The 25,212-nt window shown below is 64.5% G+C and carries 25 protein-coding genes; 7 read left to right on the top strand and 18 right to left on the bottom strand.

What is annotated here, in order from left to right; all coding sequences use genetic code 11:
• Positions 1-84: 84 nt before the first annotated feature.
• The 3 genes from HEQ22_RS16835 to HEQ22_RS16845 form a co-directional block, all read right to left on the bottom strand.
• Positions 85-2,187, bottom strand: a complete 2,103-nt coding sequence (locus HEQ22_RS16835; protein WP_432768980.1) for a TonB-dependent receptor — start codon at positions 2,185-2,187, stop codon at positions 85-87.
• A 238-nt stretch (positions 2,188-2,425) separates the two neighbouring features.
• Positions 2,426-3,730 (bottom strand): hypothetical protein, encoded by a 1,305-nt coding sequence (locus HEQ22_RS16840; RefSeq protein ID WP_432768981.1) that lies wholly within the window; start codon positions 3,728-3,730, stop codon positions 2,426-2,428.
• The gene (locus HEQ22_RS16845; RefSeq protein WP_432768982.1) at positions 3,727-4,467 is read right to left on the bottom strand and encodes a GntR family transcriptional regulator; all 741 of its coding nucleotides are present in this window, start codon (positions 4,465-4,467) and stop codon (positions 3,727-3,729) included. Before HEQ22_RS16845 ends, HEQ22_RS16840 begins: the two co-directional genes overlap by 4 nt.
• A gap of 132 nt (positions 4,468-4,599) precedes the next feature.
• On the opposite strand from HEQ22_RS16845, the gene HEQ22_RS16850 reads away from it, so the two are divergent.
• The 3 genes from HEQ22_RS16850 to HEQ22_RS16860 all read left to right on the top strand — a co-directional run bounded on the left by HEQ22_RS16850 (position 4,600) and on the right by HEQ22_RS16860 (position 8,074).
• Entirely contained in the window at positions 4,600-5,610 is a 1,011-nt protein-coding gene (locus HEQ22_RS16850; RefSeq protein WP_432768983.1) for a serine hydrolase domain-containing protein, read from the top strand.
• A 279-nt stretch (positions 5,611-5,889) separates the two neighbouring features.
• Positions 5,890-6,810, top strand: coding sequence for an NUDIX hydrolase (locus HEQ22_RS16855; RefSeq protein WP_432768984.1), 921 nt, complete (start codon positions 5,890-5,892; stop codon positions 6,808-6,810).
• Positions 6,811-7,075: 265 nt separating this feature from the next.
• A complete protein-coding gene (locus HEQ22_RS16860; protein WP_432768985.1) occupies positions 7,076-8,074 on the top strand; it encodes an alpha/beta fold hydrolase in 999 nt (332 codons plus the stop codon).
• 237 nt (positions 8,075-8,311) lie between these two features.
• On the opposite strand, the gene HEQ22_RS16865 is transcribed toward HEQ22_RS16860, so the two are convergent.
• The 11 genes from HEQ22_RS16865 to trbB are packed head-to-tail and all read right to left on the bottom strand — an operon-like array spanning position 8,312 to position 17,538.
• Entirely contained in the window at positions 8,312-8,530 is a 219-nt protein-coding gene (locus HEQ22_RS16865) for a DUF2274 domain-containing protein (protein WP_432768986.1), read from the bottom strand.
• Positions 8,527-9,747, bottom strand: coding sequence for a TrbI/VirB10 family protein (locus HEQ22_RS16870; protein WP_432768987.1), 1,221 nt, complete (start codon positions 9,745-9,747; stop codon positions 8,527-8,529). The genes HEQ22_RS16865 and HEQ22_RS16870 overlap by 4 nt, the downstream gene beginning before the upstream one ends.
• Positions 9,744-10,580 carry a P-type conjugative transfer protein TrbG gene (gene trbG / locus HEQ22_RS16875; protein WP_432768988.1) on the bottom strand — a complete coding sequence of 279 codons (837 nt, stop codon included), beginning with the start codon at positions 10,578-10,580 and terminating at the stop codon, positions 9,744-9,746. The genes HEQ22_RS16870 and trbG overlap by 4 nt, the downstream gene beginning before the upstream one ends.
• Positions 10,577-11,260 carry a conjugal transfer protein TrbF gene (trbF, locus tag HEQ22_RS16880; RefSeq protein WP_432768989.1) on the bottom strand — a complete coding sequence of 228 codons (684 nt, stop codon included), beginning with the start codon at positions 11,258-11,260 and terminating at the stop codon, positions 10,577-10,579. The genes trbG and trbF overlap by 4 nt, the downstream gene beginning before the upstream one ends.
• 4 nt (positions 11,261-11,264) lie before the next feature.
• On the bottom strand, positions 11,265-12,545 hold the full coding sequence (trbL, locus tag HEQ22_RS16885) for a P-type conjugative transfer protein TrbL (RefSeq protein ID WP_432768990.1): 1,281 nt from the start codon (positions 12,543-12,545) through the stop codon (positions 11,265-11,267).
• A gap of 4 nt (positions 12,546-12,549) precedes the next feature.
• On the bottom strand, positions 12,550-12,792 hold the full coding sequence (gene trbK-alt / locus HEQ22_RS16890; protein ID WP_432768991.1) for a putative entry exclusion protein TrbK-alt: 243 nt from the start codon (positions 12,790-12,792) through the stop codon (positions 12,550-12,552).
• Between the two features lies 1 nt (position 12,793).
• Complete coding sequence (gene trbJ / locus HEQ22_RS16895) at positions 12,794-13,510, bottom strand: P-type conjugative transfer protein TrbJ (protein ID WP_432768992.1); 717 nt, start codon at positions 13,508-13,510, stop codon at positions 12,794-12,796.
• Entirely contained in the window at positions 13,507-15,960 is a 2,454-nt protein-coding gene (gene trbE, locus HEQ22_RS16900) for a conjugal transfer protein TrbE (protein ID WP_432768993.1), read from the bottom strand. Before trbE ends, trbJ begins: the two co-directional genes overlap by 4 nt.
• Positions 15,957-16,226, bottom strand: a complete 270-nt coding sequence (locus HEQ22_RS16905; protein ID WP_432768994.1) for a VirB3 family type IV secretion system protein — start codon at positions 16,224-16,226, stop codon at positions 15,957-15,959. The genes trbE and HEQ22_RS16905 overlap by 4 nt, the downstream gene beginning before the upstream one ends.
• Positions 16,226-16,558 (bottom strand): TrbC/VirB2 family protein, encoded by a 333-nt coding sequence (locus HEQ22_RS16910; protein ID WP_432768995.1) that lies wholly within the window; start codon positions 16,556-16,558, stop codon positions 16,226-16,228. The genes HEQ22_RS16905 and HEQ22_RS16910 overlap by 1 nt, the downstream gene beginning before the upstream one ends.
• On the bottom strand, positions 16,555-17,538 hold the full coding sequence (trbB, locus tag HEQ22_RS16915; RefSeq protein WP_432768996.1) for a P-type conjugative transfer ATPase TrbB: 984 nt from the start codon (positions 17,536-17,538) through the stop codon (positions 16,555-16,557). The genes HEQ22_RS16910 and trbB overlap by 4 nt, the downstream gene beginning before the upstream one ends.
• A gap of 208 nt (positions 17,539-17,746) precedes the next feature.
• Between trbB and HEQ22_RS16920 the strand changes: the two genes are divergently transcribed.
• From HEQ22_RS16920 to HEQ22_RS16935, 4 genes are read left to right on the top strand one after another with little or no spacing between them, the layout of a single operon-like run.
• Positions 17,747-18,262 (top strand): LuxR C-terminal-related transcriptional regulator, encoded by a 516-nt coding sequence (locus HEQ22_RS16920; protein WP_432768997.1) that lies wholly within the window; start codon positions 17,747-17,749, stop codon positions 18,260-18,262.
• A gap of 59 nt (positions 18,263-18,321) precedes the next feature.
• The gene (locus HEQ22_RS16925) at positions 18,322-18,654 is read left to right on the top strand and encodes a hypothetical protein (RefSeq protein ID WP_432768998.1); all 333 of its coding nucleotides are present in this window, start codon (positions 18,322-18,324) and stop codon (positions 18,652-18,654) included.
• A 41-nt stretch (positions 18,655-18,695) separates the two neighbouring features.
• Positions 18,696-19,169, top strand: a complete 474-nt coding sequence (locus HEQ22_RS16930) for a hypothetical protein (protein ID WP_432768999.1) — start codon at positions 18,696-18,698, stop codon at positions 19,167-19,169.
• Entirely contained in the window at positions 19,118-20,107 is a 990-nt protein-coding gene (locus HEQ22_RS16935; RefSeq protein ID WP_432769000.1) for a JAB domain-containing protein, read from the top strand. Before HEQ22_RS16930 ends, HEQ22_RS16935 begins: the two co-directional genes overlap by 52 nt.
• Here HEQ22_RS16935 and HEQ22_RS16940 read toward each other — a convergent pair.
• The 4 genes from HEQ22_RS16940 to HEQ22_RS16955 all read right to left on the bottom strand — a co-directional run bounded on the left by HEQ22_RS16940 (position 20,083) and on the right by HEQ22_RS16955 (position 25,210).
• Entirely contained in the window at positions 20,083-20,520 is a 438-nt protein-coding gene (locus tag HEQ22_RS16940; protein ID WP_037557578.1) for a hypothetical protein, read from the bottom strand. The genes HEQ22_RS16935 and HEQ22_RS16940 overlap by 25 nt on opposite strands.
• Entirely contained in the window at positions 20,517-22,529 is a 2,013-nt protein-coding gene (locus HEQ22_RS16945; protein WP_432769001.1) for a conjugal transfer protein TraG, read from the bottom strand. The genes HEQ22_RS16940 and HEQ22_RS16945 overlap by 4 nt, the downstream gene beginning before the upstream one ends.
• A 14-nt stretch (positions 22,530-22,543) precedes the next feature.
• The gene (locus HEQ22_RS16950; protein WP_432770901.1) at positions 22,544-24,289 is read right to left on the bottom strand and encodes a relaxase/mobilization nuclease domain-containing protein; all 1,746 of its coding nucleotides are present in this window, start codon (positions 24,287-24,289) and stop codon (positions 22,544-22,546) included.
• Between the two features lie 213 nt (positions 24,290-24,502).
• Positions 24,503-25,210 (bottom strand): lytic transglycosylase domain-containing protein, encoded by a 708-nt coding sequence (locus HEQ22_RS16955; RefSeq protein ID WP_432769002.1) that lies wholly within the window; start codon positions 25,208-25,210, stop codon positions 24,503-24,505.
• Positions 25,211-25,212 lie beyond the last annotated feature (2 nt).

Consider the following 25,212-nt stretch of genomic DNA (forward strand, 5'->3'; position numbering starts at 1 on the left):
AACGCATGCTGCCATCACCCATTGCCGCATTTCGCTTCCTTTTCTTCCCGGCTGGCGGCCCAAGGCCGCGGGCAAGCGGATCCCCTAGAAAGAAATGCGGCCCTCGATGCCTATCACCCGGGGTTGGCTATAACGGTTGATGGTCGGCGCCTGTGCGACATAGTAGAGCTTGTCGAAGAGGTTGTTCGCGAAGGCGCTCACATTGACCTTTCCGAAGTCGACGCCGATGCGAAGATTGACGAGGACATAATTGTCGAGGTCGACCGAAGTTGCCGTCAATTCCTGCTTTCCACCCCATTGTCCGCTGACAAGCACATTGCTCGTCAAGGCAACGTTGCCAGTGACCGGATAACGAAGATTGAGGTTCGCCGAGGCGAGCCAGTCGGGGACCTGCGCGAGATCGAGACCGTCGTAACGGCCAGTCTTAACCTTGCCGCCCTGCCGTGAGCCGCTGAGTGCGAGGCGACCGTTGCCGTCGCCAAGGTCGAATCCCTGGCTATATTCTGCCTCGATACCCCAGCTCTTCGCATTACCGGCGTTAGTGAGATAGGCGACCGCGGCGACCGGGCAGGCCGCGTTGGTTAGCGCGCATCCATCGTCGACCTGCGCGATCAGATCCTTGAGCTCGGTATAATATCCCGCGATTGCGAAATAGCCGCGCCGCATCGGGCTGCCCTTGATGCCGACCTCATAGGAGGTGCTGCTTTCGTTGCCGAACAGTACCTGTACCGGGCTCGGTGCGCGAGGATCGGACAGACGCGTGTTGAAGCCGCCGGCGCGGTAGCTGCTGCCGACCTTGCCATAGGCGAGAATATCCGGAGTCAGTTTATACGCGAGCGTTGCATTGTAGGAGAGATTGTCGGCGCTGATGTTGTCGTCGATGATCCGCGACGGCCCGCCTGTTGGCAGGCCTGTCGCGAGATCATAGAGCCGCGCGGTGATGCTCCGACTGTCTCGTGTATAGCGAAGCTCGCCGGTCAAGTTGAGGCTGTCGGTGATGTCGAAACCAAGCGAACCATAAGCTGCATAGCTTTCGAAATGGAGACGGGCGGGCGCGATGTTGCCTGGCGAAGGATTGGCAAGCGTCGGCGTGCGCGTCGTAGTCACGGAAAAATCGCTGTCGAGCAGCAGCATCTCGGCGCCCACGAGCCAGCTCAGACGGTCGCTCGACCCCGTCACATGGATGTCCTGCGAGAAATTGTCGGTGGTGTCGACGACATAGGAGGCGCCGCTCGGGTCGAGCGGGGTTAGCGCCCCGATCTGACCTGCAGCCCGCGCGCGCGCAAGTTCGGCCGGGCTCACCGCATCATTGTCGAGGTCATATTCCGAGTGGCGCTTGCGAAAGGATGTTGTCGAGGTGAGGTCGGCGCCGCCCAAGTCCACGCGGATAATCGCCTGCAGTCCATCGACATCCTGGCTGGCACGGGGCGCCGTGTTCCAGGGATAGCGGAAGCGATCCTGGGTATATCCCCCCGGGAAGCCTGGCGTGCCGGCGGGGATGGAAATCTGATAATGAACCGCCGGGGTCGTCAGCCGTTGGGTCTCGGCCATGATGATCGCGTCAACGGGTCCGCGTTTGAGACGGATCTGGCCGCGCAGGCCATGCCCTTTCTGCTGATCGAAATAGACGTCGTTGTCCGGATTGTAGAAGAAGCCCTTGTCCTGCTCGACGAGATCGCCGCTGACACGGATCGCAAGACCTTCGGCAAGCGGAACATTGATCGCGCCTTGCGTCTGGAAGCTGTTATTCTCGAAGCCGTAGCGCGCACTCGCCCAGCCTGAGAGATCGAATTCGGGCTCGGCCGAAATGATATTGATCGCGCCGCCGACCGCGTTGCGGCCATAGAGAGCGCCCTGTGTCCCCCGCAGCACCTCGACCCGGCCGATATCGAGCAGATCGAGGCGGGTGAAGTTTCGCCCGCCCACTGGACCACCGGCGATATAGGCACCGTTGCGATACAGGCCGACGCTGGGATCGCCATTGGTCGCACGCGCGGTCGACGAGGCGCGGATCGAAATCTCGGAAGTGATCGACGAGCTGAGATTGTTGAACCTAACGCTCGGCTGGTCGGCGAGCAATTCGCCGCTGCCGCTTGCGCCGCCGCGATCGGTGAGTGAGGTGATATCGATGACAGAAGCGGCGGTGGGAACGTCGGCGAGCCGCTCCTCGCGGCGTCGCGCCGTCACGACGATCGCGCCGTCATCGTTCGCTTCCGCCGCGTCCGGAAGAGCTTCGGGCGGTGTGTCTTGAGCGAAAGCGGGCGGAGCGACGGCTACCCAAATCGCCGTGCAGAAAAGAAGGTTCGCCTTGCGTCCCATGGTCACTCTCCCCATTTTGTTATCGCAATTATTATCGATAATTTTGTGCAGAAACGCGAGCGAGTCAAGCCGGAAAGCGCAATGTCATTGCAGGTGGGTCACGGGTTTAGGAGACGACGGCGCTCAGCAGGTCGCGGACGCCCCGCGCCGTAGCGGCAAGCGGGTCAGGTGTGACGGTAGATAAATCGTCGGTCACAGCGTGGTGATGACGGTGTGCGCCAAAGATGCCAGCATGACGTGTGTAGCCGGCCTTTATCACTTCCGAGAGTTCGCCCGCTGTGCCTTCCGCCGAAGGATAGGCCATTTCCAACCCTGGCTGGCCTTTGAATATCTCGCGCGCACGCGCAACGAATTCGGGCGATGTCATGAGAAAACGATAGGGATCGGAACTCGGCAGCGGCAGCAAGCGCCCCGGCATTTCCTGATAGTCACGTGCTGCGGCATTGGCGCCGAGATGCAACCAGAAAGCCGTCTCGCTGGGGGCTGGACCAAAATTGTCGGCGATATGGCTCGCACCGAGATTCTCATATTCATGCCCGCTGTTGCACAGAAAGAGCAGGCTGTGCTGAGGAAACGCTCGGGGCATCCAGTCGGCGAGCGCGAGCCACATCGCGATGCCCGGGCCCCGCTCGCCGGCGCAATCGGTCCAGCCTGAACGCGGCGTCGAGACGACGAGCCAAGGGCGTCCGGAGCGAACGCGTCGCCCGATTATATTCTGAGCTGCCCGAGTCCCACCGCGCCCGCGCAGCGCTAATTTCGCCGCGGCACCGTGGCGCGCGGCTTCAATCACCGGGGCGGCGAGTCGCGGCGCGAGCAAGGCAAGTGGCTTTTCCGATACGGGATGACCGGCCGGGACATTGAGGAGCAAGGCCTCGCCCGTCGGCCCGGTCGTAATGAGAATGACCCCGCTCGCACCGCGCGCAAGCGCATCGGCGAGCGGCTCGCGCGCTGCACGATCTACGAGGCTCGACCAGCGGCGGAAAGGCAGGCGCACTACGGCGATCGCGCCGTCGAGGCGTTCAGGAATTTCTGCGAGGCGCAGCGGCGCAGCGAGTCCAGCCTCGCCGGTTTCGATGGCGAGCGGTTGTGCGACGAGCGGTATCGTGGTGTCGCCGAGCCTGAGGTCGCAGCGCGAGGCCTCGAACCAAGGCACGTCAAACGTCTGGCGTTCGATTTCGAATCCGGCACTGGACAGCCGCTTCGCTGTCCAGTCGGCGGTCCAACGATCGCCCTCGCCGCCCGACTGCTTGTTGCCGGCCTCGGTATAGCTTTGGACGTCGGTGAAGAGGCGTTCGGAGCCGAACATGGTCAAATCCCGAGATACAGCGGCAGCGGAGTTAACCTGCAATGCGATCGGCGCCGCGAGGCCCGCCTTAAGCAACGTGCGGCGGTCGGTCGGGAGGCGGCTCATGTCACTTTTGCGCGGCGGGGGCTGGGCTTAGGCTTTGCGTGGCGGGCCTTATATTCCTCGAGTGCGCGCCCGAAACTATTCTGAGTAACCCCGATCAGATCGCGCGCCACCGCATCGGCGGCATCGCCATCGCGCGCGACGATATGGCGGCAAAGCGCGTCGTAGAGGATGGCCGATCGCTTCGCGGCGTCATTGCCATGCGTCTCGATATAGCTGTCGGTATAGACATTATGCTGCCAGCGCGCGAGTAGCGCGACCCGGTCGAGGAGCTCGAGCGCGAGCGGCGCATTGCTCCGCTTGGCGATGAAGCGGCCGATGCGGTTCGAGACCTTGATATGCTCGAAGGTATTCTCGGTGCGCTGGGTGACATCCTTATATTCGACGAGCCGGTGCATCAGTTCGCGCCCGTCGCGATCGGTCATCTCGACGGCGGCAAGGCGGCAAACGACACCGAACAGCGATTTCCACAGCTCATAGACCTCGTTCGCGGCATGCTCGTCGATGGCGATCACATAGGTTCCGCGCCACGGCACCACCTTGACGAGACCAATCCGCGCAAGATGACGGAATGCTTCGCGCACCGGCGCATGGCTCACCCCGAATCGCGCCGCGATTTCACGCTCGCGCAGCCACGAACCCGGCGGGATCCGCCATTCGACGATGTCGTCGGTCAAGAGACGCGCGATCACGCGGTCCTGCGTCGGCGCGCTGTCGTCTTCGGTTTTCGTCGCGGCCATTTCTCTCCGTTCGGCTTTCCTGTTTCCGGCGCCATCCTAATCGGGCAGTGCGTGCGAGCAATCGATGATTGCGAATGAAATTATTATCGATAATATCAACAATGACAAGCATCAGAAATTGGGAGCCGGATTTTGAAGCGCACCATTCTTCTTCTCGCCGCCGTTGCGGCCCAGCCAGCGGCGGCCGCCGACCCCGGGCCGCTTCCCGGATGCGCCAAAGCGCTTGCCTATTCGGAGGAACATGCCGGCGTTGCGTTGCTGATTCTGGAGGACGGCAAGGTCCGCTGCCGATCGGCAGATGTCGCGACGCCGCAAGAACTCTGGTCGGGCACCAAGAGCCTTGTCGGGCTGATGGCGGCAGCCGCCGTCCAGGACGGGCTGCTGACGCTCGACGAGCGGGCTTCGGACACGCTGGCCGAATGGAAGAGCGACCCCGTGAAAACCCGGATCACGCTCCGCCAGCTGCTGTCGATGACAGGCGGGCAGGCCTCGGCTATCGGAAGGCCCCAAGGCTATCTCGACTCGGTGAAGGCACCGCTCACGGCGGCGCCCGGCAGCAAATTCCAGTATGGCCCTGCTCCGATGCAAATCGTCGGCGAAATCATGCGCCGAAAGCTCGTCGCCAAAGGCGAGGACGGCAACCCTCGCCATTATATCGAGCGTCGCATTCTAATGCCGCTAGGCGTAACGGTCGGCGATTGGCGAAGCGGCCCCGATGGCGCGCCGCTCATGCCGCAAGGCCTCGTTCTGGCAGCCTCGGAGTGGGCAAAGATCGCCGAGTTCGTTCGGAACGGCGGAAAGCTCGACGGCAAGCCCCTTGTCGATGCGGCGGCGTTCGGCGAGCTGTTCAAGGGCAGCCAGGCCAATCCGGCCTATGGGCTCACTTGGTGGCTGCCCCGTAGCACGCCAGCCGTCGATCTTGTGACCCGGTCCACTGATATCACCAGTCATGCCGACACACTCCCGGCGGACATGGTTGTTGCAGCCGGCGCCGGCGATCAACGCCTCTATGTCATACCATCGCTTCGGCTTTCGATCGTCAGGCAAGCGAAGCTCGATCTGGCGGCGTTGGCGGCGGGGAAAAAAAGCGATTGGTCCGATTGGCGGTTCCTGTCGATGTTGCTGAACCCGGCGAGCGACTAGCGCGAAAGGCGAGCTAAAACCTGCCTAACCAAGATTTGCTTGCACCCGGAATGGATTGAATGAGAACTTCTCTTTTAAAGGTCGATGCGGGCAATCAGGGTTCGTGCTTGCCCGACTCTACCGCTTTGGCGCGCGGCGCCACCTTTTGTTCCATGATGCGGGCCGGATCGCGCGGGAACCATGTCCAAATTGAACAATCGCGTCTTAGGGCCAGACGGAATTGGGCGAAAGACGATCGAAATCTTGGCCTATGACAGGCAGTCTTAATTGTCAGCGGGAATGAAGCGGCCCATTGAGGAATTGGTTGAGCTGCAAGTCGGCATCGGGCAGACCATGTTCATAGATGAACGGAACCCCGGCATCGAAATGGCCATTGTGAGCGTCAGAGGCCTCTCGATAGATCGGGCCGGAAGGGAGCGGATGGATTTTATGCCCGTACAGAAGGCCGTCGATCCTGTTCCTGCCGCCACCATGCTGCTACTTCGGGACAAGCCGGAGTTTCAGGTCCTCATGGTCAAACGCCATCATCAGATAGATTTTGCTTCCGGCGCGCTGGTATTTCCAGGAGGGAAGCCTTCTGCGGGGGACGCAGCTCCTGAATGGGCCGATCACTGCAGAGGGGGGAGTGCGCTCGACGATACGCAGCGCGCCCTCCGGATTGCGGCGATTCGCGAAGCCTATGAGGAAGCAGGTATTCTGCTTGCCGAGCATCTCGACGGCAGCATGTTCGAGGGCACATGCGACCTTGAAAGCCGCAAAGCCGTGGAGCGAGGCGAACGCGAATTCCTCGACGTCGTTCGCGAGGCCGACTTGCACCTGCGCCTCGATCGGATGAGCGATTTCGCAAGGTGGATCACGCCTACCTTCATGCCGAAACGCTTCGACACACATTTCTTCGTTGTTCGCGCTCCCGAACGCCAGATTGCCGCATGCGATGGATATGAAACCGTCGATGCGGAGTGGCTTTCCCCACGCAAAGCACTGGAGATGGAAGCGAGCGGTGAGCGGACGATCATATTCCCTACAAGGCTGAACCTGCAGCTGCTTGCCGAAGCGGCGAGCGCAGAGGATTGCGTTGCGCGGGCCGAAGCACGCGAAATTGTGACGGTCCTGCCTGACGTCGTCCAGCGAGACGGCAAGAATGTCCTGACCATCCCTCAAGATGCGGGATATGGGCCAGCCTATGAAATAATGAGCTGAGAAAACGCAAGCGGAACTATGATTTGCGTGCCGTCACAGGGCAAAGGCAACGCAAGGTGGGCTTCGACGCAATTTGACGCACGCCGGCCTCGTCTCGGTCGTCGGTCATTATCGGTACGCGCTCCGCTTCGATGCGTAGCCTGTGGTTTGCAGGCATATCGGGTAATCGCTGAGTTGGAGTGGAAAATCCATTTCACCGTCGAGTTTGCGTCGTTTCTATGCCGCTTCATCTCGGAAAAACTCACAGACAAGGACGTCCAACAATATGAGAGAGGCGGTAAAGATTGAAGATTGCCCGGAGGACATCGAAGCTCTCTGGGCCGGCGATGGTTCGCAACTGCCGGACTGGTTTGTGTCGGCCCTTAGGGTACCGCGCGAGGAAGGCTATGTAGAAATCGACGGTGCCAAAGCGCATTATTTTCGCTGGGGCGACCGCGCAAAACCCAAGATACTGATGACGCACGGCTTTCTCTCCCATGCCCGCTGCTTTGCCTTTATCGCACCGTTTCTCGCCGACGATTATGACGTAGTGGCATTCGATCTTGCCGGCATGGGTGACAGTGAGATGCGAGGGCAGGCCGACCCTTTGGCAAGGGGACGCGAGTTCGCCGAGATCGCCGACGCGATCGGAATGTTTGCAAATGGCGACAAGCCGACGATCATTGCGCACAGTTTTGGTTCAGGCGCGGCGCTGACGGCCGTGAGCCAGTCGCCCGAGACCTTTGCCGGCGTTGTAATTTGTGATCTGATGGTCATGCGGCCGCCGCTTTTGGAGGCGTATTGGACCCTCCGCCGCGCCAGCCCTGGATCCGGCGACCCCGACAAGGCCAAAAGTCGCTATTCGAGTTACGACGCGGCGCGCAGCCGATACGTTCTTTCCCCACCTCAGCCTGTCGGTGAAGCTTTTCTTCTGGATTATATGGCTTATCATTCCATGCAACGGGACGGCGAAGGTTGGACGTGGAAATTCTCACCCGAAGTGTTCCGGAGGAGCAACCGACCTGACGAATGGCTCACCACCGGCGAGCGCCTGGTGAACGCGCCGGGCCGCAAGGCCATCGTACATGGCGAAGAGAGCCAGCTCTTCAATCGGGATTCGGCGGAGTATGTCCGTGAACTGGGCGGAGGCGACATCCCGATCATTGCTGTGCCTCATGCCCGTCACCATCTGATGCTGGATCAGCCGCTGGCTTTTGTAACCGCATTGAGAAGCGTTCTCCATCTTTGGGGAGAGCAGCCACCCGCAACCCATGCCGCGATCTGAAAGCCGCCAAAGTGCGTTGGATTTTGACCCTGGGCCGTGATTAGATCCGCACTGATCACGCTGGGCGTCCTGTTTGCGATCCCCGTTCCTCGGCTTGGCGGACGGTTGGCCGCATCAGATGCAGAATGTCGCGCCCCGTGGGCTGCGACGATATGAGGAGCATCACGGAACAGCAGCTGTTCAAAGAGAGCGACAATGCGGGTTTCTGCTATGATGCTGAATTTCCAAACATCTGTTTCAGCGCCGCCGCTGCTTTTTGAACTCGCGATCACTCGCTATAAAACGTCCGATCATTGCGGGAATAATTCGCTCGGGCGGCAGCGGCGCTGCAAGTCCCGTCAGCTTCGCATGAACCACCGCATATTGCGCAAGCTCGCGGACCAGTTCACCCGGTAGTTCGAGCGTCAGCTTGACCGGCTTCTCCTCCAAAATTGGGCCAAGCCTGAGCTTGGTCATCGCCCGCTCCCGTTGAAAGGTTCGAGGATCATATCGCGGGTGACGATGACGCGAAGCGCGAATCCGGGCCGGATCGTTATCGAAGGCGGAATGCGCAGTTGCCGCTCGACGACCTGTCGCCCCGTTTCGTTGATGCTATCCTGCGTCCCGGCGCGCGCGGCCTGCACGAGACGATCCTCGTCACCGGCGCCTAACTCGGCGCCGACCCCCATCAGCGTGGAGACAAGCGCGGCTTTCACCATATGGCCCCAATGATAGTCGGTCCGGTCGGCAAGACCCGCCATGCCCGCGCCATCCGCGCCCGGGAGACGGTCGAGAGTGATCGATCGCCCGCCAGGAAGGATCAAGCGGTCCCATACGAGCAACATGCGGCTCTGCCCTGCGGCGATTTCGCTGTCATATTCGCCGACGAGACGCGCGCCTTGCGGGATGAGCAGGATCCGTCCCGTCGGGCTGTCATAGATATTTTGAGTAACCTGGGCGGTAATCTGCCCCGGTAGGTCAGACCGGATGCCGGTGATCAGGGCCGCCGGAATGACGGCACCCGCCTGAACGACATAGGGCGACGACGGGTCGACCAGACGCGACGCACTTTCGTATGGGCGGGGATTAGCCGGTCCAATAAAACCCCGTTGCCGGTCGGCGGGACCCGAAGACGCTGGCGCGGCAACAGCGGTCGGTACGCGGCCCACGTCGAGCGCCGGCACGCCGGCGGCGACGGCTAGCGCACCGCCCAGAAAGAGACGGCTCGCGCGCGCCGATTCAATCTCTTGCGCGGTGCGGATCCGCGCTTGCTCCGCCGCCGCCGCCCGCGGATCGGGCAGAGGCGGCGCGCCCATTGGCGTCACAGGGACAGTCTCGCCATTCTTGCGCGCAGCGAGGATTGGCCGGCCAAGATCGCCCGGGAGTGGATCGCCAAGTTTCGGGATCTTGCCATAGTCACCGGGCGCGCCCGTCACGAGCTCGGACTTGTTCGAGCGATCGCTATCGTAAAGATTCTCGGCGACCTTCGGCTTGCTAGGTTGCAGCGCGTAAAGAAGCGCACCGCCGATCGCGACCCCAGACGCACCACCGATTATAGCAAGCGCCTTGCGCGAAAGCCGCATCACTTGGGGCGGCTCTGCGCCGAGCCGAAAGGGTTCGGCGCTTAGAGAAGGGGCAGCGGCAGGCACCGCAGCAACCTCCTCCTCCTCCTCTTCCCGTTCCGGCCCGCTCACGAGCGCCCCCGCTCGATGACGACTTTGCGCGCCGCGCGGCCGGCGCCCATGCGAAGCTCACCGCGGTCGAACAGGCGATCGACGATCATGAAGCGGCCATGGACACGGTAGTTCAGCAGCTCTGCCGCCCCCTTCTCAGCCGCCGCGAACAGCGGCGGCATGTCGCCGGTCGCAATGCCGTCGCCAAACTCGATGAAAATTTGCCGCCCGTCATCGAAAACACGGACCGGGCGCCAGTCGGGCTTGTCGCCCGAAAGCCGGTAGCGAAAATTAAGCGCAGCTAGATCGAGCCCTGCAGCCACGGGCGCGGCGCGTTCGCGTTCAGTCGCGGCGGCGCGCAGCGCGATCAGTTCGGCTTCCGGATAGGACCAGGACACCGAGGCCATATAGGTGGCGGGCGTCGCCCGCAGCTCGAGGTGATAGGTTCGGCGGCTCGTGTTGATGACGATATTCGTCATGATGTCGGCCCGCGTTGGCTTCACCAGGATATGAATCCGGCGGCTCGCTCCGCTGCCGCTCACCGTATCGCCGATGATCCACCGCACAGTGTCGCCAGCAGCGACCGGGCCGGGTCCGACTAGTTCCTCGCCTTCCTGCAGCACGATATCGGTCACCTGCCCCGGCGAGGCATAGACCTGGAACAGGGCGCCTTCCGCCCAGGCATATTTCTGGATCGCATTGAGGAAAGTCGCGCGATCGGGCTGCACGCGGGCGGCATCGTTGGCGCGCCCGACATTCTGCCAGGGATCGCGGCCGTCGGCCGCGATCGAGGGCGGTGCAAGGCCGAGCGATGCGCCGCCGGCGAGCAGCAAAATGCGGGAAATGGCGATCATTGGCTGAGCTCCTTCGACCATGAGATGGCGGACACAAAGACTCCGAGCGGGTTGCGGCGGAGCGCATCGGGAGTGCGCGGCGGCACATGGGTCACGGTGAGGATGGCCGACCAGCGCGAGCTCTCGATCAGGCTGCCATCCTGATAGCGCCGCTCCGTCCAGGCGATGCGAAAGCTGTCCTTCGAGGCGCGGATCACGCTTGAGACATCAACCGCGACCTGCACCTTGCCGACCTCGGCAAAGGGGTCGTTGTTCCGCGCATAGTCGTTGAGCGCTTGCGCGCCCGCCGCGGTGGTGAAGTCATAGGCCGACAGCCAGTCCTTGCGCAGCACCACCGGATCGGCGGGGATCGAACGGACATGCTCGATGAAACGCGCAAGATGGAAAGCTGTCTGCGGATCGGTCGGCTGATAATCCTCGTCCGCCGGCGCGACGGCGCGCGCTTCGCCGAGCTTGTCGACCTCGACGATCCACGGCGTGATCGTGCCGCGCGCCGAGTGCCAGATGAGGCCGCCGGCAAGACCGCCCGAGAGGAGGAGCGAGCCGAAGAAGGCGAACCGCCAGTTCCTGGCCTGGACGCGCGCCGAGCCGATGCGGTCATCCCAGACCTGCGCGGCGCGCTGGTAGGGCGTGACCGGCTCGGGCGCGCGGCCGTAATGAATGGTGGGTCTTTTGAACATGGGATCAGTCCTTTTCGCTGATGTTCGGCGCCGAGCCGGCCCCGTGGCTGTCGCCGCTCTTGAGCGTCTGCGCGCCGATGGTCGCGCCATGCGTCATGGTCTGGCGCCGCCGCATCGCCGCCGCCCAGGCCGGAGGCGCGCTCGCGGCTTGCGCTGGCGCCGCGCTATCGGCGGGACCGGTACGGCCCGCCGCGAAATTCGCGCGAACCCGTTCGGCCATGCTGCGAACGGGTGAGGCTGCGCCGCTGGCTGCGGTACGTGCCACATTCGCAAGTCCCCCGCCGATGGCCGTCGCCCCGCTCTTCCCGGCCGCACCCGCCGCATAAGCGGCCGACGCGCTCCCCGCTCCGCGCGCACCAGCAGCAGCCGTGCCGCGCGCCGCCGCTGCAGCCGCGCCGGTGGCCAGGGTCGCGCCAGCCGCCCCGGCGGCAAGCGTCGCGCCTGCGGCGACTGCGGTGCCCGCGGCTGCCCCTGCTCCCAGCTGCGGCCCTCCAGCGACGATGCCGTTGGCGATTGATGGGCCGAAGATGCCGAGGCCGAGCAGCGTCAGTGCGCCGAGCGCGATCGCCATGACCTGCTCGATGTCGGGTTCAGGGCCGAGCCCGGCCTGCATGAAGCGGTCGAACAGGGTCACCCCGATGCCTGTGATCACCGCGAGAACGAGCACCTTGATGCCCGACGAAATGATGTGGCCGAGCACGCGTTCGGCCATGAAGGCGGTGCGGCCGAAGAAGGCGAACGGCAGCAACACGAAGCCCGCGAGCGTCACCAGCTTGAATTCCAAAATGGTGACGAAGACCTGCACCGCGAGAATGAAGAAGGCGAGGACGACGATCACCCAGGCGATCAGCAGGATCATGATCTGCACGAAGTTGGTGAAGAGACCGACCGGGCCGACGAGGTCCGCCGACGCATCGAGCAGGGGCTGCGCCGCATCGATGCCGGTCGCGGCGACGACGCCCGGACGCATGAAGTCGCCGATCGCCATCGCGCCGCCGCTCGCCTTGAGGCCGAGGCCAGCGAAGCTTTCGAGCATGATGACGGCCAGCGCCTGGAAGTTGCCGATGATGAAGGCGAAGACGCCGATATAGAGGGTCTTCTTGACGAGCCGCTGGATGATGTCCTCGTCCGTGCCCCACGCCCAGAACAGCGCGGCGATCGTCACATCGATGACGATGAGGGTCGAGGAGAGAAAACCGACTTCGCCCCCGAGCAGGCCGAAGCCGCTGTCGATATAAGTCGAGAAGACCGCCAGAAACTGGTCGATAACGCCGGTGTCTTCCATCGGGCTAGTCCTTCTGTCCAAAGAAATGGCGGTGCTTGGCGTCCCAAGCCGCTTCACAGTCCGCATCGGCGACCGTGACCGTGCGGCAGCGCTCGGCGACGTCGGGGGCAGCCGGGTGTGCGCCCGCCCTGGAGATCGGGGGGACGGGCGCACGAGGCGTAGGCGGCGATGACGCATACAGAATTGCCAGCGTCATGAGCAGGCCGCCCAGCACCGCGACCGCCGCTATCTTCGCCGCCCGGCCCATCTCAATTGCCCTTGCGGAAGCGGCGGAAGCGCTCGCGGCCTTCGGCCTCGTCGGCGGCGCTGCGCGCAGCGTCGAGCATCTGCGCGCGGCCCTGCGCGGCGAGAGCGGCGGTAAGGTCGGAAAGCTGCTGCGACTGGACGGCGAGGATCTGGTTGCCCGCCTGCGCCGCCTGCAAGGCGCCGGTCGCCGACTGGCTCGCCGAGACGAGGGTTCCGATCGACTGGCGCGTGCCGCCGATGTTGGTGACGACGCCGGCCTGCACCTTCATCGCATCCTGAAACGCGCCGACGCTGTCGTTCCAACGCGCCTCGGCATTGGCGACCATCGCCGCCTGCGGCCCCGACAAGGCTGCGCCCTTGTAGCGCGCATCGAAAGCGGTCTGGATATCGCCGACGTCATAAGCCACGCGCTGCGCCTCGCTCAGCAATTGGCGGGTGCGATCAACCTGGCCTTGCAATTCCTGCAGCGTCGAGACGGGCAGGCTCGTCAGATTGCGCGCCTCGTTCGCCAGCGACGTCGCCTGGTTTTGCAGCATGGAGATCTGATTGTTGATCTGCTCGAGGGTGCGCGCGGCAGTCAGGATATTCTGCGCATAGTTGCGCGGATCGTGGACGATGCCGCCGATCTGCGCCGCGGCGGGAACCGTCAACCCGCCCGCGATCCACGTCGATCCGGCGAGCAGGGCAGCAAGCAGCACGCGGTTCTTTACATTCTTCATAACAAGGACTCCTTCAGCTGGTCGGGGGTTTCGAGGCTCGCAAGCAGATCGGCGGCCCAAAAGAGGCCGCGGTGACGCAGCCAGAATTCGGCAAAATCGGCGTGGCCGCGCGTCTCGATCAGCTCGCCGATCTTGATCTGGTCGGTCTTTGAAGAGGCGGCAGTGAAAGCGAGCGCGATGTCGCCGAGGCCGAGTTCGAACAGCCGGTTGCCGCGCCGCGACTGGCAATAATAGTCGCGCTTCGGCGTTGCGCGGCTCAATATCTCGATCTGGCGATCGTTGAGTCCGAAGCGTTCATAGACCCGCGCAATCTGCGGCTCGGCGGCGCGTTCATTCGGCAGAAAAATGCGGGTCGGACAGCTCTCGATGATCGCCGGCGCAATGCGCGAGCCCTCGATATCGGCGAGGCTTTGTGTCGCGAAGATCACGCTCGCATTTTTCTTGCGGAGCGTCTTCAGCCACTCGCGCAGCTGCGCCGAGAAGGCGGGGCTGTCGAGCACGAGCCACCCTTCGTCGATGATGATCAGCGTCGGTGAGCCGTCGAGGCGGCCCTCGATGCGGTGGAAAAGATAGGCGAGGACCGAGGCGGCCGACGAGGCGCCGACCAGCCCTTCGGTCTCGAGGGCCTGCACACGCGCATCGCCAAGATGCTCGGCCTCGGCGTCGAGCAGCCGTCCCCAGGGACCGCCCACCAGATAGGGCGAAAGCGCGAGCTTCAGCTCTTGCGATTGGATCAGGACGGCAAGACCGGTCAGCGTGCGCTCGCGGATCGGCGCCGTCGCGAGCGAGGTCAGCGCCGACCAGAGATGCTCCTTCGCGGCCGGATCGACGTCGACCCCTTCGCCCGCGAGCAAGGCGGCGAGCCATTCGGCGGCCCAGGCGCGCTCGGCCGCTTCGTCGATGCGCGCCAGTGGTTGCAGAGCGACCGACCCGGCGCTGCCGGAATCGTGCAGCGCGCCGCCAAGATCCTGCCAGTCGCCGCCCATGGCAATCGCCGCGGCGCGGATCGACCCGCCATAATCGAAGGCGAATATCTGGCTGCCCTCGTAGCGGCGGAACTGGAGCGCCATCAGCGCGAGCAGGACCGACTTGCCCGCACCGGTCGGGCCGACCACCAGGCAATGGCCGACGTCGCCGACGTGCAGCGAAAAGCGGAACGGGGTCGAACCTTCGGTCTTGCCGTAAAGCAAGGGGGCATCACCGAAATGCTCGTCCCGCTCCGCCCCCGCCCACACCGCCGACAGGGGGATGAGGTGGGCGAGATTGAGGGTCGAAATCGGGGGCTGGCGCACATTGGCATAGACATGGCCGGGGAGGCTCCCGAACCAGGCCTCGAGCGCATTGACGCCTTCCACCGTGCAGGTGAAGTCGCGGCTCTGGACGATCTTCTCGACGAGGCGCAGCTTCTCGGCCGCTTGGCCCGGATCGCGATCCCATACAGTGATCGTCGCCGTGACATAGGCGATGCCCGCCTCGTCGGCGCCAAGCTCCTGCAGTGCCATGTCGGCGTCGGCCGCCTTGTTTGAGGCATCGCTGTCCATCAGGACAGAGGCCTCGTTGGTCATCACCTCCTTGAGGATCGCGGCGACCGACTTGCGCTTGGCGAACCATTGCCGCCGGATCTTGGTCAGCAGCTTGGTCGCGTCGGTCTTGTCGAGCATGATGGCGCGCGACGACCAGCGATAGGCGAACGCCTGGCGGTTCAATTCGTCGAGCAGGCCCGGGAAGGTGACGCTTGGGAAGCCGGTGATGGTGAGGGTGCGCAGATGATGATCGCCGAGCCGCGGCTCGAGCCCGCCGACCAGCGCTTCGTCGCCGAGCAGCGCGTCGAGATAGGCCGGGGTTTCGGGCACCCGGACGCGCTGGACCTTGGTCGAGATGCAGCTGTGGAGGTAGGTCAGCGTGTCGCCGTCGCCCAGCCATTCGGCCTCGGGCATGAAGCCCTCGACGAGATGGAGCATGCGCCCCGTGCGGTCGATAAAGCTTTTCAGCAATTCCTTGGGATCGACGCCGGTCTTCGAGCGACCCTCATAGAGCCAGGACTCGGCGCGCGCCGCTTCCTCTGCCGGCGGCATCCACAAGAGGGTCAGATAATAGAAGCTCTCAAAATGGGCGCCTTCCTCGCGGAACTGCTCGCGGCGTTCGACATCGACCAGCTCGGACACCGCATCGGGAAAATCGGACACCGGATAGGTCACCGCGGGCACGCGCTGGGCTTCGACAAAGACTGCCCAGCCCGACCCGAGGCGCCGCAGCGCGCTGTTGAGGCGCGCGGTCACCGCGACCAGTTCGGCGGGCGTGGCGCTGTCGAGGTCGGGCCCGCGAAAGCGCGCCGTGCGCTGGAAGGCGCCGTCCTTGTTCAGCACCACGCCCTCCGCCACCAGGCAGACCCAAGGGAGAAAATCGGCGAGGCGGGCGGATTTCGTGCGATATTCGGAAAGGTTCATCATGGCTGCATCCAGACGGGATATTTGAGGTGACGCCGGGCGACGTCGACGAACTGCGGGTCGTGGCGCGCGGCCCAGACCGAGAGGGCGTGGCCGATCGCCCAGATCGCGAGCCCGGCGAGCCAGAGGCGGAGGCCGAGACCAATTGCACCGGCAAGCGTGCCATTGACGATCGCGAGGCTGCGCGGCGCGCCGCCGAGCAGGATGGGCTCGGCCAGCGCCCGGTGGACCGGCGCAAAGAAGCCCGGCACTTCCCCTTCCCGGCTCATCAGACGAGCGCTCCGCCGCCGAAGGAGAAGAAGGAAAGAAAGAAACTCGAGGCAGCGAAGGCGATCGACAGGCCGAAGACGATCTGGACCAGCCGGCGAAAGCCGCCCGAGGTATCGCCGAAGGCAAGGCTGAGCCCCGTGACGATGATGATGATCACGGCGACGATCTTCGCAACCGGTCCCTCGATGCTTTCGAGGATCGACTGGAGCGGCGCCTCCCACGGCATCGACGAGCCGCCGGCATGGGCGGGAACCGACACCGCAAGCGCGACGAAGAGCGCGGTGGAGCAGAGCATGGCGCGGTGCGCGCCATGCCGGAGGGCATGGATCATCGATTTTCTCCTTCAGGGGTGATGAGCGGGGTCAGCCGATATTCGAGGTTCAGCCGGTCGAAGCCGTCGATGCGGGCGAGTTCGGCGAGGCGCCGGCCCGTTCCGTCGCGGACGAGCACGGCGACCAGATTGATCGTCTCGGCGAGAAGAGCGCGCGGGACGGTGATCACGGCTTCCTGGATGAGCTGCTCCATGCGGCGCAGCGCGCCAAGTGCACTTCCGGCATGGATCGTTCCGACACCGCCGGGATGACCTGTGCCCCATGCTTTCAGGAGATCGAGTGCTTCGGCGCCGCGCACCTCGCCGATCGGAATGCGGTCGGGCCGGAGGCGCAGCGAGGAGCGGACGAGATCGGACAGCGATGCGACACCGTCCTTGGTGCGCATCGCGACGAGATTGGGCGCCGCGCACTGCAGTTCGCGCGTATCCTCAATCAACACGATCCGGTCGCTGCTTCCGGCAATTTCGGCGAGCAACGCGTTGGTCAGCGTGGTCTTGCCGGTCCCGGTGCCGCCCGCAACGAGGATGTTGAGCCGGTCGCGCACGCCGCAGCGAAGTATGTCCGCGGCCTCCGCCGACATGATGCCCGAGGCCACATAGTCGCCGAGCGTGAAGACCGCGATCGCCGGTTTGCGGATCGCAAAGGTCGGCGCGGCAACGACCGGCGGCAGCAGTCCCTCGAAACGCTCGCCGCCTTCGGGCAGCTCGGCCGAGACGCGGGGCGCGCTGCCATGCACTTCGGCGCCGACATGATGCGCGACAAGACGGATGATGCGCTCGCCATCGGCGACGCTCAGCGTTTCACCACTGTCCTCGACCCCTTTGCCGAGGCGATCGACCCACAGCCGACCGTCGGGGTTGAGCATGATTTCGATGACTTCGCGGTCGGCGAGCCAATCCGCGATCGCGCCGCCCATCGCGGTGCGCAGCATGCGCGCGCTGCGGTGACGTGCCTCCAGCCGGATTGGTTCTGCGCCCATCGGGAACCCCGTTTCATGAGCCTTGGCGACGATGCCCGGCTCGACGGGGATGAGTAAGAGACGCAGAGGAAACCCAAATTCAACAAGGTTTTCACGCCGTCGTACCGTCTCGTAGAAAGACAGGCCGTGGCGTAGGTCGATCCGCATCGGAACGGATAAAAATCATGGTGGAACTTGTGAAACGCCCGATTTTGACAACAGTGTAACAATGACTGATTCGGGGTCGCAGCCGTCAGAGGATGAATTGTGCTGGGCGCGGCTCACGGACAAGCAGCGCGCTTGCCTTGATCTTGTGCTTGAGCATCAGACCTCAAAACAGATTGCGCGGCGGCTCGATATCTCGAAGCAGGCTGTCGATCTCAGGCTCACGACCGCGCGCGATATTCTAGGAGCGGCAAGTAGAGTCGAGGCGGCCGTCCGCTACGCGCGTCTCAAACAGACCTATGATCGGATCCCATGTGACGCGATCATACTACCGGCGCCGGCCAAATTGATGCCATCCAACTTCCCGGACGGAGAGCCGGCCGCATTGGCGCTGAACGATCAAGCATCGCTCACCAAGCATCCCATTGCGATCGACCCGCCGCCCAAGGGTCTCTGGAGGCGCGATCACTCGCGTTCGAGCAAAGTCTGGATCATGGCGGCGATGTTTGCCGGATTGATCCTTCTGACGCTGGCGGGGGTGACGATCGGCGAAACGCTGACGCGGCTGATCTCCGGCTGATTCTTTCATCCAGTCGACCACCAATAAGCCGGAGCGGTGCTTCCGGCAGAGGAGAAGTCATGTCCCAAGCAATTACCATTACGGCAGCCCGTCTGATCCGCGACGTGCCGGCCGCCGAAGTCAGGATCGACGATGCACTCATCGCAGTGTCTTTGCTGATGACCAGCGTCGTGACCGCGCGGCGTGACACCGCCGGGGTGCCGGCGACCAGAGGGCAGGCAACGATCCGCCGGTTGATGAAGGCGCAAATGGCGCTGGTCGATGTCAGCGGCGATCTCCTGCGGGTTCATGGCGATCTCGCCGATCTCGGGCGCGAGACGGCGGGCTATGACCTCCATGAATGCCCGTCGATCGCGGAGGCGGGAACGAGCGTGCAGGCGGCCGCGGCCTGACGCCGGTTGACCGGGAGCGACAGCCGTGAAAGTTTCAGGGCATGCGCATCGCCTTGTTTCTCGCTTTCTTGGCTGTTGCTGTCGGCTATGCGGCCTGGAAGGGCGGCGGGCCGGAACGGACGATGGCGGCGATCGCAGCAACGATGGTGGGCTTGGATCAATTGCTCCACCTGTTCGTGCCGCCGACCTTCGCGTCGCTCGACACCGGTCATCTCGCGATCGACCTGTTTGGAGCGGCGTCCACCGTCACGCTCGCGCTGCTTGCGCATCGCTTCTGGCCCATGTGCATCGCCGTCTTGCACTTGATCCCGCTCCTTGCGCACACGAGCCGAATTCTCGACGTGGCGCTGCACCCGGCGGCGTATCTCGCGATGCAGGTGGCGACGTCGTGGCCGGTGCCGGCGATCCTCATCTTCGCAACCTGGCGTCATCAGCGTCGGCTGGCTCGCGGCGACAACGAGCCATGCTGGCAGATCTCGTCGCGGCCATCGATCCCGAGCATTGCGAGTCCCTAGCCGAGCGATTGCTCGCGGAACATAGGACGCTGGGGCGCCTCTTCGCGCAGTCCCCCGAAGCCCTGGCTCGAACGCTCGGCAAAGACAGCCCGGTCGGCGCGATGCTCGTCGCCGCGCGGCGCGCGACATTGGGAGCCATGCGCGAACAGCTTAGCGGTCGCAGCATCGATCCCGACAATCCCAAATTGCTGCGTTATCTCACGGCATCGATGGGGGGGCTTCCCGACGAGGCGCTGCGCGTGCTGTTCCTTGACCCGTCGCATCGCCTGATCGCGGATGAACAATTACAGCGCGGAACACTCGGCCATCTCGCAATCTATCCCCGCACGATATTTCGGCGGGCGATCGAACTCGACGCTGCCGCGATCATTCTTGTCCATAATCATCCGAGCGGCGACCCAGCGCCCAGCCGGTGCGATATCGAGGCGACCGAGCGCCTGGCTACGATCGGACAAGCGCTCGACGTAGAGATACTGGAACATATCGTTGTCGCGCTCCGGGGGCATCGGATGATCCGCCGGGGACGACCTGCGTCCGGTCGGACCTCTTCGCCCGGCACGGTACTTCGGGACAGAGATGCCGATTGGCGGAACTCACCCGACGCCGAGTTGGCGCTTGCCAACGCGCAGCGCGTATGGCGGCGGCGCCTTCTGCGCCGACAGCTTGTCGGCGCAGAAGGCCTGTTCGGCGAACCGGCTTGGGACATGCTCATCGATCTCTTCGTCCATGAAGCCGCGGCGAAATCCGTGTCGACCAGCTCGCTTTGTATCGCGTCGGGCCTTCCGAGAACGACGGCCCTCAGACTGCTGCAGCGCCTTTGCGACGAGGGGCTGTTGGCGCGGGAGCCGGATCGCCACGACGGAAGACGCAACTTCATCCGGCTGGCGCCCGATCTCGCGAACCGCCTGCTGGCCTATTTCGCGGCTGGCGACGAATGATCGCCGTCCACATCGCGAGACAATTCGTCACCAAGCTTCGGCCCGAGCTCCATGCGGCGGCTCAACGAATCGACAAAGGCCTCCCACCGTTTCTTGCCAGTCACCTGCGCCGCCCGGAGTGCCGCGTCGGGGAGCGGGGGATTGTTGATCAGCCAGGAGCGAACGAACAGCGCGAAGCCCTCGTTCGACAGTTCGACATGCCATTCGAGCCGGTCGAGTTGCCGCGACAGCCGGTCGAGCCGCCGCGTCAGCACGGCCTCGAGCCGCTCTTCATGATCGGGGGTGAGCAAGGATGCGAGCGCGGCCTCGACGATGTCGGTGCGGGTGATCCGGCGGCTGCTCGCGCGCTCGTCGAGCTGGCGCGCCAACACGCTATCGATCCGAAAGGTCCGCTTGACCGACGACTTCCTCATAATTCGATCCCGTCGTCCGGATCTTGCGACGCGAGCCGGGCGCCGCGGCGCATCGCACCGTCGATCGCCTTGCGCTCGCGGACGGGGTCATCCTCTCGCTCCTCGGTTGCGAAATCGAATTCGCTGACTGCCTGACCGGGCTCGGGGGCGATATTCTCATGGTCGGGTATCGCCGGCTCCTGCCGGATACCGCTGTTCGCGTCGCTATCATCCTCCTCGCCGTCCGCCGCATCGACGGTTTCATCATGAGCTGCGGTTTCCAAAGTCGTACTTGGCAAGGCATCCGGCCGGTCCAGCGCAGTCCAGTCGTCGGGACGACCTTCGCCCGCTTCCAAAGGCCCAGGCGGCGGCAGGATCCGCGCCATGAACCGGGGATCGGTGTAATATCGGGCCTTGCTCGCCCGGATCGGCGCGACGCCGGCGACCATGACGATTTCCTGATCGGGCGGTAGCTGCATGACCTCGCCGGGAGTCAGCAGCGCGCGGGCGGTTTCGGTCCGCGAGACCATGAGATGCCCAAGCCAGGGCGAAAGCCGGTGTCCGGCATAATTTTTCATCGCGCGCATTTCGGTCGCTGTGCCGAGCGCGTCCGAGATGCGTTTGGCGGTGCGCTCGTCATTGGTCGCGAAGCTGACACGGACATGACAATTGTCGAGGATGGCGTTGTTCTGGCCATAGGCCTTCTCGATCTGATTGAGCGACTGGGCGATCAGGAACGCCTTGATCCCGTAACCTGCCATGAAGGCGAGCGCGCTCTCGAAGAAATCGAGCCGCCCTAATGCAGGAAATTCGTCGAGCATGAGCAGGAGCCGCTGCGGCCGCGCCTGCGGATTGAGTTCCTCGGTGAGCCGCCGGCCAATCTGATTGAGGATCAGGCGAATAAGCGGCTTGGTGCGGCTGATGTCGCCGGGCGGCACGACGAGATAGAGCGAGGTCGGCGTCTCTCCCGCCACAAGGTCGGCGATGCGCCAGTCGGACCGGCGGGTGACGGCGGCGATGACCGGGTCGCGGTAGAGACCGAGAAAGGACATCGCGGTCGAAAGGACACCCGAGCGCTCGTTGGCGGACTTGTTGAGCAGGTCTTGCGCTGCCGCGGCGACGACGGGATGAACGCCCGCTTCGCCAAGATGCGCCGTCGTCTGCATGATGCGCAGGGTCGAGGCGATACCGCGCCGCGGATCGGAGAGGAAGGCCGCGACGCCTGCTAGCGATTTATCCTCTTCGGCATAAAGAACATGCAGGATGGCACCGACGAGCAGCGAGTGGCTCGTTTTCTCCCAATGATTGCGCTTCTCGAGGCTGCCTTCCGGATCGACAAGCACGTCGGCGACATTCTGCACGTCGCGCACCTCCCACGCGCCGCGCCGCACTTCGAGGAGCGGATTGTAAGCGGCCGATGCGATATTGGTGGGATCGAAGAGCAGCACGCGCCCATGCTGCGCCCTGAAACCCGACGTCAGCTGCCAATTTTCGCCCTTGATATCGTGCACGATACAGCTGCCCGGCCAGGTCAGCAGCGTCGGTACGACAAGACCCACGCCTTTGCCCGAACGGGTCGGCGCGAAGCAGAGGATATGTTCGGCGCCATCATGGCGCAGATAGGTCCGGCCAAAGCGCCCCAGGATGACCCCGGCATCGCCGAGCATGCCGGCGCGCCGGATATCGCCCGCCTCCGCCCAGCGCGCCGAACCATAGGTTTCGGCGCGCTGCCGCTCGCGGGCGCGCCACACCGACATGGCGATCGCAACGATGATCGAGATGAAGCCACCCGACGCCGCGATCATGGCGCCGCGGTAGAAGATCGGCGGCGCATAGGCATCATAGGCAAACCACCACCAGAAGAAGGCGGGCGGCGGATAAACCGGATAGTCACCAAGACGAAACCAGGGCGCGCCGAGCGCCGGCTGAAATCCGAGCGCGCCCGCGGTCCACTGCGTCGCTGCCCACACGGCGAAAATCACAATCGAACCGACGGCGGCAATCTGGCCCCAGAGGATCTTGTCGTTCATTGCACGATGCCTTTCTAAATGCCGATGCCCCGACCCAGCGCCCAATCGACCGAGCCGCCGGGGGACATGGTGCCGGTGATGTGCTGGCCGAGGTGGCGGTCGAGCGCGGGGCGCCAGGGAACGAGCTGGAAGCCCAGCCCGTCGTCAATCATGGCAAAGCGCCCCGACGCGAGCGTGACGCGCTCGCGGTAGATGCCGCTCACGTAATCCCCGGCAGCCGACGGTTTGTGGGCAAGGCCGGTCCGCTCGGCAATCGATGCGGTCGCGGTCTCGAGGTCTCGCGACGCGAGCTTGTCGATGAGTCCGGACGACAGGGTCAGCCGGTCCCCGGCCCGCGAGGCCAGCCCCTGCTCGACGAGATAGCGCTTCCGCTCCTCCATCGCCTGGCGGATTTCGAGACCGAAGCCATTCCCGCACGCGACCGGTTCACGGGCGACGAGTTGGCGGTCGAGCCAGGTCGCGCCGGGCGCGGTGACCTGCGACGCGAGCGGGAGGTCCGAGCGCGTCGCAAGCGACATATGCGCGCGCCCATTGCCATCCTCCCAGCTCCGCAGTTCGACGATCGCGCCCGGCCTGGCATCACCGGTCATCTCCATGTCGCCGAAGCGGATATGGTGGGTGCGCCCATCGGCGGCGTCGACGATCGCATAGGCGGTGCCGACGAGTTCGTCATGCAACCCTCGCTCGACAAGGCGGCCCACGATCGCAGTCTCAGGTGCGCCGTCGTGAAGTGCAAGCGCGGCGGGATCGAAGCGGCCCCCGCCGCGCGACAGCGCGCGGTGCATCGTCTTGATGATATCGCCGCGCACCGCGACCTCACGGAGCGCTTGCTCGGCACCAGAACCGAGCGACCACAGGCCGGCGCCCTGCCGCTCGGCGAGACCCATCTGCTCGAGCCGCCCGGCGCGGCCGACCAGCAGGCCGTGCATGTGCCGGTCTTCGTTTGCCGCGGGCCGCAGATCGATGACGCCGCCCGCTTCGTCGGCGAGCCTCTGCAGCCGGACGTCGAGGCTCGTCCAGCGTTCGGCATCGACTTCACGCGCCAGCGCGCTTTGTATGTCGAGCTCGCTGCGCAGACCGAGCTCGAGCGTCACAAGAGATTCGGCGCGGCCACGGATGCCTGAAGCGATATAGCCGCGGTCGATGACGAGATCGGCGCCGTCGTCGGCAACGCCGCGCACGAGGATATGGATATGCGGATTGTCGGTGTTCCAATGATCGACCGCGACCCAGTCGAGGCGGGTCTGGAGATCGCGTCCCATGTCGGCCATGAGATCGCGCGTGAAGGAACGAAGGTCACCGAGATCGGCGGCATCCTCCGGGCTGACGATCAGCCGGAAGTGGTGCCGGTCGTCCTCGCAGCGCGCGGCGAAGGCATCGCGATCGGCCGCGTCGCCGCCAGCATTGAACATGCTCGCGTCGCGCCCATCGCGGGTCACGCCCTCGCGCTCGAGATAGGAGATATGGCGCGCCAGCGGCGCGGCGCGAAACCGCGCGCCCTGGTGGCGGACGACGCGCGCCATGACCGTGACGCGCCGGGCGCCGGGCTGACGGCGCATCGCCGCCATGGCGCGCCGGCCCCGACCATGCGTACCGGTCCCGCCGCTGGCCCCGCGCCCGGACCGGGAGCGGGTATAGCCCGACCGGGCGGCCGCCTTGCGCACCTGTGCGGCGAGCCGCTTGCCCTTGCCTGCCGACCCGGCCCCGCGATCGCGGCTGCGTCCCGGCCTGATCCGGAAATCCTGGTCGTCACCGCGCATCAGTGCCATACGAAAAAGCGGCGGAATACGGCGCGTTCGACGCGAAGATATGGCAGATTTCGGCAGTGCCATACGCGCAAACCCGCGGAAAACCGACCATGAAGTGCCCGAAGCTGGCACGGCTTTTATCTTGCCCTCTCCAATTTCCCTTCCAGCAAGCGACCACCGGCCCTGAGCAGAGCCCGTCAAAAACCCCAGCGACCCCGCCGTCCGTCACTGGTCACGGCCAACGGATAAGGGGATGAAAAGCGAAGCACCTGCAGCCCGGACAGGCGCAGCCGTTCCCGACGGGCTTGCAGGTTGTGTGTCGTCAGACGGCAAATTTCGCTCAGTGAAGAGGCCAGCGTCGCGCCATCCTGGCGGGGGCGAAGGCGCCTGTGGAGCAGCCGTAGCGCTGCCCGATGCGTGCAATTCGGGCGCGATCTTTGCGACATAGGCGATCGTCTCGGCGGGGAGGCCGCGGCGCCCCGATGCGTAGGCATCGGCGCGGCCCGGTCCCGCATTGTACGCCGCAAGCATCAATCGGACGTCGCCATAGCGGTCCCACATCGCGCGCAGATAGGCCGCACCGGCGAGGATATTGGCGCGCGGGTCGAACGGATCCGCCCCGAGCCGATGGCGTGCGGTCAGCGATGCCCAGGTGCCGGGCATGATCTGCATCAGACCCATCGCCCCGGCGTGCGAAACCGCACCAACCTTACCGCGGCTTTCGGCGTGCATCACGCGCCAGATCCAGAGCTCCGGAATGCCGAAGCGCTGTGCCGCTTCGGCGACCGGAGCGGCAAAAGGATGACGCACCGGTTGCACCGACGCGGCAGCGGGCGTGCAGGCCAACGGAATCGCGAATGACGCGAGCAGCGCGCCGCAAGGCACGCTGACGCGGAGCGCGACCCCCGCCACGAAGCGCAGCAGAAGCCCCATGG

The organism is Sphingopyxis sp., from assembly GCF_050916055.1.
In the GTDB taxonomy this organism is placed as follows: Bacteria; Pseudomonadota; Alphaproteobacteria; order Sphingomonadales; family Sphingomonadaceae; genus Sphingopyxis.

What these genes read in the sequence shown, in the direction of transcription:
- HEQ22_RS16840 (WP_432768981.1), bottom strand. Translation starts at nt 3,730, where the DNA reads ATGAGCCGCCTCCCGACCGACCGCCGCACGTTGCTTAAGGCGGGCCTC.
- HEQ22_RS16845 (WP_432768982.1), bottom strand. Translation starts at nt 4,467, where the DNA reads ATGGCCGCGACGAAAACCGAAGACGACAGCGCGCCGACGCAGGACCGC.
- HEQ22_RS16855 (WP_432768984.1), top strand. Translation starts at nt 5,890, where the DNA reads ATGAAGCGGCCCATTGAGGAATTGGTTGAGCTGCAAGTCGGCATCGGG.
- HEQ22_RS16860 (WP_432768985.1), top strand. Translation starts at nt 7,076, where the DNA reads ATGAGAGAGGCGGTAAAGATTGAAGATTGCCCGGAGGACATCGAAGCT.
- HEQ22_RS16865 (WP_432768986.1), bottom strand. Translation starts at nt 8,530, where the DNA reads ATGACCAAGCTCAGGCTTGGCCCAATTTTGGAGGAGAAGCCGGTCAAG.
- trbG (WP_432768988.1), bottom strand. Translation starts at nt 10,580, where the DNA reads ATGATCGCCATTTCCCGCATTTTGCTGCTCGCCGGCGGCGCATCGCTC.
- trbF (WP_432768989.1), bottom strand. Translation starts at nt 11,260, where the DNA reads ATGTTCAAAAGACCCACCATTCATTACGGCCGCGCGCCCGAGCCGGTC.
- trbL (WP_432768990.1), bottom strand. Translation starts at nt 12,545, where the DNA reads ATGGAAGACACCGGCGTTATCGACCAGTTTCTGGCGGTCTTCTCGACT.
- trbK-alt (WP_432768991.1), bottom strand. Translation starts at nt 12,792, where the DNA reads ATGGGCCGGGCGGCGAAGATAGCGGCGGTCGCGGTGCTGGGCGGCCTG.
- trbJ (WP_432768992.1), bottom strand. Translation starts at nt 13,510, where the DNA reads ATGAAGAATGTAAAGAACCGCGTGCTGCTTGCTGCCCTGCTCGCCGGA.
- trbE (WP_432768993.1), bottom strand. Translation starts at nt 15,960, where the DNA reads ATGATGAACCTTTCCGAATATCGCACGAAATCCGCCCGCCTCGCCGAT.
- HEQ22_RS16905 (WP_432768994.1), bottom strand. Translation starts at nt 16,226, where the DNA reads ATGAGCCGGGAAGGGGAAGTGCCGGGCTTCTTTGCGCCGGTCCACCGG.
- HEQ22_RS16910 (WP_432768995.1), bottom strand. Translation starts at nt 16,558, where the DNA reads ATGATCCATGCCCTCCGGCATGGCGCGCACCGCGCCATGCTCTGCTCC.
- trbB (WP_432768996.1), bottom strand. Translation starts at nt 17,538, where the DNA reads ATGGGCGCAGAACCAATCCGGCTGGAGGCACGTCACCGCAGCGCGCGC.
- HEQ22_RS16920 (WP_432768997.1), top strand. Translation starts at nt 17,747, where the DNA reads ATGACTGATTCGGGGTCGCAGCCGTCAGAGGATGAATTGTGCTGGGCG.
- HEQ22_RS16925 (WP_432768998.1), top strand. Translation starts at nt 18,322, where the DNA reads ATGTCCCAAGCAATTACCATTACGGCAGCCCGTCTGATCCGCGACGTG.
- HEQ22_RS16930 (WP_432768999.1), top strand. Translation starts at nt 18,696, where the DNA reads ATGCGCATCGCCTTGTTTCTCGCTTTCTTGGCTGTTGCTGTCGGCTAT.
- HEQ22_RS16935 (WP_432769000.1), top strand. Translation starts at nt 19,118, where the DNA reads ATGCTGGCAGATCTCGTCGCGGCCATCGATCCCGAGCATTGCGAGTCC.
- HEQ22_RS16940 (WP_037557578.1), bottom strand. Translation starts at nt 20,520, where the DNA reads ATGAGGAAGTCGTCGGTCAAGCGGACCTTTCGGATCGATAGCGTGTTG.
- HEQ22_RS16945 (WP_432769001.1), bottom strand. Translation starts at nt 22,529, where the DNA reads ATGAACGACAAGATCCTCTGGGGCCAGATTGCCGCCGTCGGTTCGATT.
- HEQ22_RS16950 (WP_432770901.1), bottom strand. Translation starts at nt 24,289, where the DNA reads ATGCGCGGTGACGACCAGGATTTCCGGATCAGGCCGGGACGCAGCCGC.
- HEQ22_RS16955 (WP_432769002.1), bottom strand. Translation starts at nt 25,210, where the DNA reads ATGGGGCTTCTGCTGCGCTTCGTGGCGGGGGTCGCGCTCCGCGTCAGC.